Consider the following 10,391-nt stretch of genomic DNA (forward strand, 5'->3'; position numbering starts at 1 on the left):
GAGTATGCTCAAATAACACTTTTCGCTTGGTGCCTTGTTGCGACCGATAAAATGCCTGCAATTTTTCGTCTGATAAATCTAGTAAAGCCTTACAACGTGCATGCTTAGTCTTAGGATCTACTTCGTGATCTATTTTCAAAGCCTGCGTATTCGGACGTTCGGAATATGTAAAAACATGCAATTGTGAAAAGTCGAGACTTTCTAAAAATGCTTTTGCTTCGTCAAAATATTCATCAGTCTCACCTCTTGTACCGACAATAACATCTACTCCGATAAATGCATCAGGCATTACGGATTTAATCTTCTCTACCTTATGCCTAAACAATGCGGTATCGTAGCGGCGACGCATCAATTTAAGCACAGCATCCGAACCAGACTGTAAGGGTATATGAAAATGAGGTGCAAAACGTTTTGACTGAGCCACAAATTGTATAATCTCATCGGTAAGCAAGTTTGGCTCTATGGATGAAATCCGATAACGCTCAATACCTTCCACTTCATCTAAAGCTTTAACCAAGTCAAAAAAGGTTTCGCCGGTGGTTCTACCAAAGTCTCCTATATTCACGCCTGTAAGTACAATCTCCTTGCCTCCTTTTTCAGCAACCTCTTTTGCCTGTTGTACCATGCTTTCTATCGAACCATTGCGGCTGCGTCCTCTGGCAAAAGGTATTGTACAAAAAGAACAAAAATAATCACAGCCATCCTGCACTTTCAGAAAATAGCGAGTACGATCATCTTGCGAACACGATGGAACAAATGACTTTATTTTATTCGTTTTAGAAGTATGTACTACTCCTTTATCTTTTTTCTTTAGTTCATCAAGATAAGCTACTACATCGAGCTTCTGCTCCGATCCCAGTACAATATCCACACCTTTTATACCCGCAATATCTTCGGGTTTAAGCTGAGCGTAGCATCCTGTTACTATAACATAAGCACCGGGGTTTTCTTTGATCATCTTACGTACTGCCTGACGACACTTCTTATCTGCAAATTCGGTTACGGAGCACGTATTTATAACACATATATCTGCAACTTCGCCATCTCTGGATCTACGAACACCAACTTGGGACAATTGTCGCCCGATAGCCGATGTCTCTGCAAAGTTTAATTTACAGCCCAATGTGAGATAGGCTGCTTTTTTATTCTCAAAAATTGAATTATCTATCATTGTATATTACAGAACCTAATTTAATAATATTGAAATAAATAGCTTTGTTCTACAAGCAATTTATTGACTATTGTCATACAAAAAGAGTACAAAATTACACAATTACGTGAAACTTTACATATAAAATAGTTGTAGATTATGATGATAGTCTCTATTTTTGCACAAAATTTATAAAAATGAGCAACAAATTATGATCGACAAGAATCTAATAACCTTATATGAAGACAGTTTTAGAAACAATTGGGACTTGAAGGGCTTGTCTGATTATTCCGAAAAAAAAACATTGTTTTATAAGGATCTGGCTCGTGAAGTAGCTAGAATACACATATTACTGGATAATGCTCAAATACTGAAAGGTGATAAGGTTGCTCTTATTGGCAAAAATAATATTCCTTGGTGTGTTACCTATCTTGCCGTTATCACTTATGGTGCTACCATTGTACCTATTCTACAGGATTTCCATGCAGACAATATACAACATATAATCAATCATTCAGAATCTAAATTATTATTCACAGCCAATAATATATGGGATTCTTTGGACGAAGATCATATTCCGGGAGTAAGAGGAGTATTCTCTATTAATGATTTCAAACTTACTTGCTTGCACGAGAGAAAAGGAGAAAAACTTTCTCTGGTAGTAGAAGAGTTAGACAAAAAAATGAAGGAGAAGTACCCCAATGGTTACACTCGTGATGATATCAATTATGCCAAAGTAGACAACTCGGAAGTAGTACTCATTAATTATACTTCGGGAACAACAGGCTTTAGCAAAGGGGTTATGCTTACAGCCAATAACCTTGCCGGAAATATAACTCATGCTCAATATTTGAAATTACTATTCAGAGGACAAGATATCGTTTCTTTTCTTCCACTGGCGCATGCTTACGGCTGTGCGTTTGAATTTTTGTATTCCTTGACCGAAGGCTCGCACACGACGCTACTAGGAAGAGCTCCTTCGCCCAAAATATTGACAGAGGCCTTTGCCGAAATAAAACCACACCTTATCATAACAGTACCTCTTGTTATTGAAAAAATATACAAAAAAGCAATTTTACCTAAAATAGAGAAGCCTGCAATAAAAATGGCCTTGAAAATTCCGATTGTAAAGGATCAAATCTATGCAAAAATAAGAAAAGGCTTGATAGATGCTTTAGGAGGCAATTTTCATGAAGTGATCATTGGTGGTGCAGCTCTAAATGGAGAAGTGGAAGCCTTTCTCCACAAAATCAAATTTCCGTTTACAGTTGGTTATGGTATGACTGAATGTGCCCCTTTAATTTCATACGAACATCATTGCGATTTTATACCTACATCTTGCGGTAGAATATTAGACAATATTATGGAAGTCCGCATAGACTCGCAAGACCCATATAATATTGTAGGAGAAATACAGGTAAGGGGAGAAAATGTGATGAAAGGGTATTACAAAAATGAAGAAGCTACAAAAGCCGCCTTTACGGAAGATGGCTGGTTGAAAACAGGAGATTTGGGAACTATAGATAAAAACAACACAATTTTCATAAGAGGACGCAGCAAAACAATGTTGTTAGGTCCTAACGGGCAAAATATATTTCCGGAAGAAATAGAATCTAAGCTGAACAATATGCCATTCGTATTGGAAAGCCTGGTAGTAGAGCGAAACGGAAAATTAGTAGCATTAGCTCATCCTGATTATGAAACTATGGATGCTGCTCATGTAGATCACGAAATGTTGCCGGCAATAATGGAACAAAACAGGCAAAATCTGAATAAAATGCTTGCAGCCTACGAAAATATATCGGCGATACAAATTTATCCAAGCGAATTCGAAAAAACTCCTAAAAAAAGCATAAAAAGGTATCTATATGATAAATAGATAATTACGAACCAAATAAGAATAAAAAAGCACCCCCCTCAGAAAAAAATAAAAAAAACACTAAAAAAAATATAATTGTGCTGTACAACATGTAAAGAAATATGTATATATTTGCATCGTGTTATCAGAAATTATAACTCAAATACATTTACCGTTTAAGTTTTAATAGAAAAGAAAATGAAAAAATTAGTTTTATTTGCTGTTGCTGCTATCGCAATCTCTTTCGCATCATGTAATAACAAAGCTGCTGAAGAAGCTGCTGCTAAAGCTAAAGCTGACTCTTTAGCTGCTGTTGAAGCTCAAGTAGCTGCTGAAGCTGCTGCTAAAGCTCAAGCTGACTCAATCGCTGCTGCTGCTCAAGCTGCTGCTGACTCTGTAGCTACTGCTGTAAAAAAATAATTCAGCGACAGTTAAGATTTATGAAACCTGTATGAGGTAATACACTCATACGGGTTTTTTTATTATAGTTATTTTTTATTTAACGATCTTTAATATTAAAAATAGCTATCTTTGGACACTCAAAATCGCACAAACAAATATAGAAACAATATAATATCTAAATGGAAACTGAAAAAGAACATTGGGATATAGAGATCAAACCGCGCGGAAGCAATTTTTCCCTTAATATAAAAGAAGTCTGGCAATATCGTGACTTATTACAAATGTATGTTCGCCGCGATGTTGTAACTATATACAAACAAACTGTACTCGGACCTCTATGGTTCATCATTCAACCACTATTTACTACAATAATGTATATGTTTGTATTTGGAAATATAGCCCAAATACCAACGGATGGACTACCTCAGCCATTGTTCTATCTATCGGGAATATTATGTTGGGGATATTTTTCCGACTGTATGGGAAAAGCCTCAGGAACCTTCCTCGGTAACGCGGGAGTGTTCAGTAAAGTATACTTTCCTCGATTAGTAGTTCCGATATCAGGTGTTATTTCCAATTTAGTACGATTAATAATCCAACTAGGGCTATTCCTTGCCGTATACTTTTATTTTGTATATAATGGCACAGATATCAAGCCTAATATATATATTCTATTCTTTCCGTTATTAGTTTTAATGCTGGCCGGATTAGGGCTAGGTTTTGGCATATTAATATCTTCTGTTACAACGAAATACAGAGACATGGCTATTCTGTTTGGTTTTGTAACCGGATTGTGGATGTATGCTACACCAATAATATATCCTCTCTCCGTAATGAAAGAAAAATATGAAGAATATATGTGGATCATACAGCTGAACCCATTAACATCTATCGTAGAAGCATTAAGGTACGGTTTTATGGGAGCAGGTACAGTTGATTGGTTTTGGCTCGGCTATAGTTTTATTGTTACAATAATAGTTATCATTCTCGGTTCATGGGTATTTAACAAAGTAGAACGCAGCTTTATTGATGTAGTGTGATGGAAGCTGCAGAAATGAGAGAAAAATATTATGCTCTAAATAAATCCTTCAAGAGAAAATTCGTTTTTCATCTGGGATATGATGCAGGCTTCTTCTCTGAGTATAACAACATGATATTAGCAATGTTATACTGCTTAACACACAAGATCCAATTTATACTATATTCAAAAGATGCTAATTTCGGGTATCAATACGGGTGGATAGATTATTTTCTGCCGTTTTGTGACGAGGTTAAGGATAATTTTCACAAAAAATATAACTTTAGAAACTACGATTTTATCCAAAAAAGATTAGGTTTAAAAGACAAGCTTAAGATTAAAGCATATAAGATATTTAATGGAATAAATTTCCTAACTCAAGACTTATGGCTCCTAATCAGGGACAGAAAAAATGAAAAAATCATATATAATATTCCCGAAATAGGAATTGTAAACTGTTCTTTAAAGGATGCATGCCAAGAATTGATCTCCTTAACATGGCAATACAAAGAAATAACGGATCTGGAGATAAAGAATAAAATAAGATTACTAAATTTACCGGCAGACTATATAGGTTTTCATATACGGCGTGGCGATAAACATATTGAACAAGATTTAGTAGAAACATCAAGTTATCTAAATAAAGCAGAGGACATAAGTAATATAAAGAATACTTTTATATTAACAGATGATTTTAGAGTAATATCTGAGATAAAAAATAAATATAAAGAGTGGATAATATTCACATTCTGTAAAGAGTCTGAGGAAGGGTACGACCATGCTAAATTCAAAAAAGAAGATAAGTCTATAATAAAAGAGGCACATATAAATCTATTTGCATCATTAGATATACTAAATAACAGTACATTTTTTGTAGGTACTTTTGGTTCAAATCCGGGTATGTATCTAGGAATGAGAATGGATTCTGCTAAATGTATAAGTATCGACATAGATTGGCAAATATGGTAGACAATGTTAATACATACAAAAAGCTTCCTGTCAGTGCTATTGTTACAGGATACAATGAAGGATACATTCTGGAGGATTGCCTGAAATCAATTTCTTTTTGCGAGAATATAAAATATGTAGATCAAGGCTCTAATGATAATTCGATAGAAATAGCGAAGCAATATAGTAATGAAATCATAGAGCACGAGAGGGTACCGCTAGGCGAAGCTATTGTTGCAGAGTATTACAAATCGGAAAAAAATGATTGGATACTTATAATAGATCCCGATGAAAGAATTAGTTTTGAGTTATATAAAGATATAATAGCACTTTTTGAAAAAGGAATTCCTGATAATATCGGAGCTATACTCGTTCCTTGTATATATTATTACAAAAAGCATCTATTGAAAGGAACTCGCTGGGGAGGTATTCATTCCCGTATGCTATTGTTTCACAAAGACAGATGTAAAATGACAGGAGTAGTACATGCGGGCAGAACAGTACTTCCACCTTATGAACCATTTTGGATTGCATACAATGGAAAAAATATAGATCATCATTATTGGATGATCAGCTTTTCTCAATTACGGGAAAAACATTTAAGATACTTGAAAATGGAAGCTGAATCAAGAAATCTCATGGGATTTGTTGCTTCAAGAAAAGGCATCTTAAAACGTCCATTTAGAGCTTTCTACTCTTGTTATTTCAAAATGAAGGGGTATAAAGACGGACTTTATGGATTATTATTATCTTTTTTCTGGGCATGGTACGATACATGTGCGGAGATAAGATTATATAAATATCAAAAACAACAGAAATAAACAAATCTGAATATGTCAGACATTGCAATAAAATTTGAAAATATATCTAAGCAATATCGTTTAGGATTAGTGGGTACAGGAACTATAGCACACGATCTAAACCGCTGGTGGCATGTTGTAAGGGGCAAGGATGACCCCTATCTGAAAATAGGAGAAGTAAATGACCGTTCATCAAAGGCTAGCAGCAAATATATCTGGGCACTTAAAGATATAACTTTTGATGTAAAACAAGGAGAAGTGTTAGGCATAATCGGTAAAAACGGTGCAGGAAAATCAACCTTGCTTAAGATATTATCGAGAGTAACATCTCCTTCTACCGGTACGATTAGAGCCAAAGGACGAATAGCCTCATTGCTGGAAGTAGGTACAGGATTCCATCCGGAGATGACCGGTCGTGAAAACATCTTCATGAACGGCTCAATTATGGGAATGACCAAAGCCGAAATAAAGAGAAAACTGGACGAAATTGTAGATTTTGCGGGCGTAGAAAAATATATAGATACTCCCGTTAAACGTTACTCTTCGGGTATGACAGTTCGACTTGGCTTTGCAATTGCAGCACATTTGGAACCCGAAATACTCGTTGTGGATGAAGTTTTGGCTGTAGGAGATGCCGAATTTCAGAAAAAAGCGATTGGCAAAATGCAAGATGTGTCGAAAGGCGATGGTCGTACAGTATTGTTTGTGAGTCATAATCTGGATACGGTAAAAAAACTATGTACAAAAGCAATCTTGCTGAAAGATGGAACACTGTATAAATCGGGCAATGTTAGCACTATTTTAGATACATATATAACTGAGGGTAAGAATGTAAGTGAGGTTAACTTCAATAAACAAATTGAGGAAAACCTGATTGTAGAGTCGGCGTATATTACGAATGAGAAGAATGAAGTAGCCAATAAAATATTAACTGGTGAAAAATGGAAAGTTCGTATAAAGTATAAAGTAAAAGATGGAGGAATTAGAAACGTCGTTTTTGCTTGTGGGCTTTGTACAGCTTTAGATATACCCATTAATACCACTTGGTCTGCTCCTCAGAGCCAAAGCAAAGGTGAATATGAAATAGAGTTTTTGTGTGATGAACTTTTCTTACAAAGAGGCACATACAAAATTGTAATCGGCATATCAAGAGGGAATGAAAGTTTATTTTACAATGATTCCTCCTTACAATTCGATGTTGTATTTATACCGAAGGTTATTAATGAAAATTTGATAAAAGTAGATGGAACTACCGGATTATTAATAAATCAATTTAATGTTAATATCCAGAAAAGATAGTATCATGAAGAATATTTTATCATATATCAGATCTTTAAATAATCAGTCGAAAACAAAAAGACAGAAAGAAGATAAATTCCAAAAAGACCTTATTTTATTTAATAAACTAGGTATAGATTATGGAATACAGGTGAAAAACGAGGATTTATTCCCATGTTTGAACGATAATACCGAATACACAGGATTTGATGCTCATTATATTTATCATCCGGCATGGGCTGCTCGCATCGTAAAACAAATCTCGCCTAGTATCCATATTGATATTTCGTCTACATTACATTTCTGTAGTATATTATCAGCATTTATTCCCGTAAAGTTTTATGACTATAGACCTGCAATACTGGATTTAGATAACTTAAATTCTTTAAAAGCAGATTTAATGAACTTACCTTTTGAGGACAACTCCATTGAATCTATTTCATGTATGCATACAGTAGAGCATATTGGCTTAGGAAGATATGGCGATCCGCTTGACCCGATGGGAGATATAAAAGCTATTAAAGAATTAAAAAGGGTATGTGCTAGTGGAGGCAATTTACTTTTTGTAGTACCTGTAGGTAGTCCCAAAATAATGTTTAACGCTCATCGGATATATGATTGTGGAGCCATATTCGATCATTTTGAAGGATTTGAGCTAAAAGATTTTTCAGTAGTTTTAGATAATTCCGATTTCATACAAAACCCTCCATTAGAAATGGTTCGAAATCAGTCTTATGCTTGTGGTTGTTTTTGGTTCAAAAAAATATGAAAATTGTAAAATTACAAGGAGGATTAGGGAATCAAATGTTTCAGTATGCGATAGCTCGCACACTAGAAACAAATAAAAAGAAAGATATTTTTCTTGATCTTTCTTTTTTAAGGATGAATAATGTTTCCACAGATTGTTTTACAGCTCGTGACTTTGAATTATCAATCTTTCCCCATTTGAGAGCAAAGAAACTAAACAGTTTGCAGGAAAAATTTTTGCTTTCAGATAGAGTGAGATATAAATTTATTAGAAAAATAGCAAACATAAACTTTCACAAGATAAACCAACTTGAGAATGAAATAGTAGAAATTCCATTCGGAATAAAAAATGTATATCTCGATGGTTTTTTTCAATCCGAAAGTTATTTTAAACATATTCGATTCGATTTAATTAAAGATTTTCAATTTCCTGAATTAGACACAAGAAATGAAGCCCTGAAAAAGACGATAGTAAATAATAGTTCGGTAAGTATTCATATACGGCGAGGAGATTATGTTCATTTGAAAAATGCAAACACATATCATGGTGTTTTAGGTTTAGAATATTATCAAAACGCTATAAAAATAATGGAAGAAGAAGCAAAAGAACAGTTATCATTCTTTATATTTTCGGATGATCCTGAATATGCAAGTAAGAGTTTATCTTTCTTGCCCAATATGCAAATTGTAGATTGGAATCTAGGCAAAAACAGCTGGAAAGATATGGCATTGATGCTAGCCTGTAAGCACCATATTATAGCCAATAGCAGTTTTAGTTGGTGGGGAGCATGGCTATCTGAAAGAAACGGAATAACATATGCTCCGGTAAAGTGGTTCAATAATGAATCCCAGTATAATATAAATAATATAATACCCTCAGATTGGGTTATAATATAAAATGATCAATACATTAGTTTCTATTATAATGCCGGCATATAACGCCGAGAACTTTATTTCAGAATCGATAGAATCTGTTATTGGACAAACATATACCAATTGGGAGTTAATCATCGTTGATGATGGTTCAACAGATAATACTAGAAACGTTGTTCATCGTTATATAAATCAAGACTCTAGGATACACTATTTTTTTCAGGAAAATGCTCGACAAGCCAAAGCTCGAAATAAAGGTATAAAAAATAGCAAAGGGGATATTATTGCATTTCTAGATGCCGATGATCTCTGGCTTCCTCTAAGGTTAGAACTTTCATTAAAGGAGTTCTACAATGGACAACAAGATGTATTGTTTACTGATTCTTATATTTTTAATAACTCCAGTCAGCTATCTGACTACGAGAATTTGCCAAATATAAACATCGTGGCTAAAACATATTGCGGAGATGAGGGTCTTAATGCCTTTTTATACGAGAACAAAGTTCCAATCCTAACCGTAATAGGAACAAAAGAGAGCATATTGAATGTAAATTGCTTTAACGAGCAAAGCAATGGCATAGCCGAAGATTATGAATTATGGCTAAATCTTCTGGCAAATAAATATATAATTAGAGGAACTGATTTAAAGCTTTCTTTATACAGAATACATAGCAACTCTACAACAGCTACAAATAATATGGATATTAACGTAATAAAAATGTTTTCACGCTTTTTTGCCCAATATCCTAATTTAAAGAATAAATATAAAAATCAAATAGTACACTGGCTTTCTAAAATATTAAAACAGGCGACTAGTAAAGATGAACTCTCTCAAGCATTTAACAAAGAGGTTTTGAGTAGTCTAAATATAAGCTCTTATCGTATTTATTTTTGGTATTATATACAAAATCTGCTACCTTTCAATCTTTCAAAAAGACTGTTAGGCATATTTTTAAGGAATTATCAACAATGATGACGACAATATCTATTATAGTACCTTGCTACAATCAGGCTCAGTATCTTCCAGACTGTTTACAGTCAGTTGTTGAGCAAACATACTCCCACTGGGAATGTATCATCGTCAATGACGGTTCTCCCGACAATACAGAAGCGGTCGCACTAGAATGGGCAGCTAAAGATAATCGCATAAAATATCTTAAAAAAGAGAATGGAGGTTTATGCTCTGCACGCAATGCAGGGATCAGTAGTGCTGAAGGTAAATGGATATTACCGCTTGATGCAGATGATAAGATAGGTAAAGATTATCTGAAATTTGCACATGATATAATGATATCGAAGTCTGAGGTCGGTCTTATT

Annotated in this window: 11 protein-coding genes; 10 read left to right on the forward strand and 1 reads right to left on the reverse strand. The window is 34.4% G+C overall.

Annotated elements, in window-relative coordinates; genetic code table 11:
• Positions 1-1,171, reverse strand: a 1,171-nt coding sequence (mtaB, locus tag LDB17_RS02630; protein WP_393924871.1) for a tRNA (N(6)-L-threonylcarbamoyladenosine(37)-C(2))-methylthiotransferase MtaB, incomplete at its 3' end; no start/stop codon positions are given.
• 190 nt (positions 1,172-1,361) lie between these two features.
• Here mtaB and LDB17_RS02635 point away from each other — a divergent pair.
• The 10 genes from LDB17_RS02635 to LDB17_RS02680 form a co-directional block, all read left to right on the forward strand.
• The gene (locus tag LDB17_RS02635; protein WP_252638701.1) at positions 1,362-3,029 is read left to right on the forward strand and encodes an AMP-binding protein; all 1,668 of its coding nucleotides are present in this window, start codon (positions 1,362-1,364) and stop codon (positions 3,027-3,029) included.
• 177 nt (positions 3,030-3,206) lie between these two features.
• A complete protein-coding gene (locus LDB17_RS02640) occupies positions 3,207-3,428 on the forward strand; it encodes a hypothetical protein (RefSeq protein ID WP_006843518.1) in 222 nt (73 codons plus the stop codon).
• Between the two features lie 161 nt (positions 3,429-3,589).
• Positions 3,590-4,450 carry an ABC transporter permease gene (locus tag LDB17_RS02645; protein ID WP_006843519.1) on the forward strand — a complete coding sequence of 287 codons (861 nt, stop codon included), beginning with the start codon at positions 3,590-3,592 and terminating at the stop codon, positions 4,448-4,450.
• Positions 4,450-5,397, forward strand: a complete 948-nt coding sequence (locus LDB17_RS02650; RefSeq protein ID WP_252638700.1) for a hypothetical protein — start codon at positions 4,450-4,452, stop codon at positions 5,395-5,397. Before LDB17_RS02645 ends, LDB17_RS02650 begins: the two co-directional genes overlap by 1 nt.
• A complete protein-coding gene (locus LDB17_RS02655) occupies positions 5,391-6,197 on the forward strand; it encodes a glycosyltransferase (RefSeq protein ID WP_252638698.1) in 807 nt (268 codons plus the stop codon). The genes LDB17_RS02650 and LDB17_RS02655 overlap by 7 nt, the downstream gene beginning before the upstream one ends.
• 12 nt (positions 6,198-6,209) lie before the next feature.
• Complete coding sequence (locus LDB17_RS02660) at positions 6,210-7,475, forward strand: ABC transporter ATP-binding protein (protein ID WP_252638696.1); 1,266 nt, start codon at positions 6,210-6,212, stop codon at positions 7,473-7,475.
• A gap of 4 nt (positions 7,476-7,479) precedes the next feature.
• Complete coding sequence (locus tag LDB17_RS02665; RefSeq protein WP_252638695.1) at positions 7,480-8,223, forward strand: DUF268 domain-containing protein; 744 nt, start codon at positions 7,480-7,482, stop codon at positions 8,221-8,223.
• Positions 8,220-9,098 carry an alpha-1,2-fucosyltransferase gene (locus tag LDB17_RS02670; protein ID WP_252638694.1) on the forward strand — a complete coding sequence of 293 codons (879 nt, stop codon included), beginning with the start codon at positions 8,220-8,222 and terminating at the stop codon, positions 9,096-9,098. The genes LDB17_RS02665 and LDB17_RS02670 overlap by 4 nt, the downstream gene beginning before the upstream one ends.
• 1 nt (position 9,099) lies before the next feature.
• Positions 9,100-10,047, forward strand: coding sequence for a glycosyltransferase family 2 protein (locus tag LDB17_RS02675; protein ID WP_393924872.1), 948 nt, complete (start codon positions 9,100-9,102; stop codon positions 10,045-10,047).
• The coding region (locus LDB17_RS02680; RefSeq protein ID WP_393924873.1) for a glycosyltransferase family 2 protein at positions 10,044-10,391 on the forward strand (348 nt) is incomplete at its 3' end. The genes LDB17_RS02675 and LDB17_RS02680, both read left to right, overlap by 4 nt.

It is taken from the genome of Dysgonomonas sp. Shenzhen-Wh21 (assembly GCF_043392705.1).
Taxonomy (GTDB): Bacteria; Bacteroidota; Bacteroidia; order Bacteroidales; family Dysgonomonadaceae; genus Dysgonomonas.

Bases quoted from the DNA above. Each gene is read 5' to 3' on its own strand.
- LDB17_RS02635 (WP_252638701.1), top strand. From the start codon at position 1,362: ATGATCGACAAGAATCTAATAACCTTATATGAAGACAGTTTTAGAAAC.
- LDB17_RS02640 (WP_006843518.1), top strand. From the start codon at position 3,207: ATGAAAAAATTAGTTTTATTTGCTGTTGCTGCTATCGCAATCTCTTTC.
- LDB17_RS02645 (WP_006843519.1), top strand. From the start codon at position 3,590: ATGGAAACTGAAAAAGAACATTGGGATATAGAGATCAAACCGCGCGGA.
- LDB17_RS02650 (WP_252638700.1), top strand. From the start codon at position 4,450: ATGGAAGCTGCAGAAATGAGAGAAAAATATTATGCTCTAAATAAATCC.
- LDB17_RS02655 (WP_252638698.1), top strand. From the start codon at position 5,391: ATGGTAGACAATGTTAATACATACAAAAAGCTTCCTGTCAGTGCTATT.
- LDB17_RS02660 (WP_252638696.1), top strand. From the start codon at position 6,210: ATGTCAGACATTGCAATAAAATTTGAAAATATATCTAAGCAATATCGT.
- LDB17_RS02665 (WP_252638695.1), top strand. From the start codon at position 7,480: ATGAAGAATATTTTATCATATATCAGATCTTTAAATAATCAGTCGAAA.
- LDB17_RS02670 (WP_252638694.1), top strand. From the start codon at position 8,220: ATGAAAATTGTAAAATTACAAGGAGGATTAGGGAATCAAATGTTTCAG.
- LDB17_RS02675 (WP_393924872.1), top strand. From the start codon at position 9,100: ATGATCAATACATTAGTTTCTATTATAATGCCGGCATATAACGCCGAG.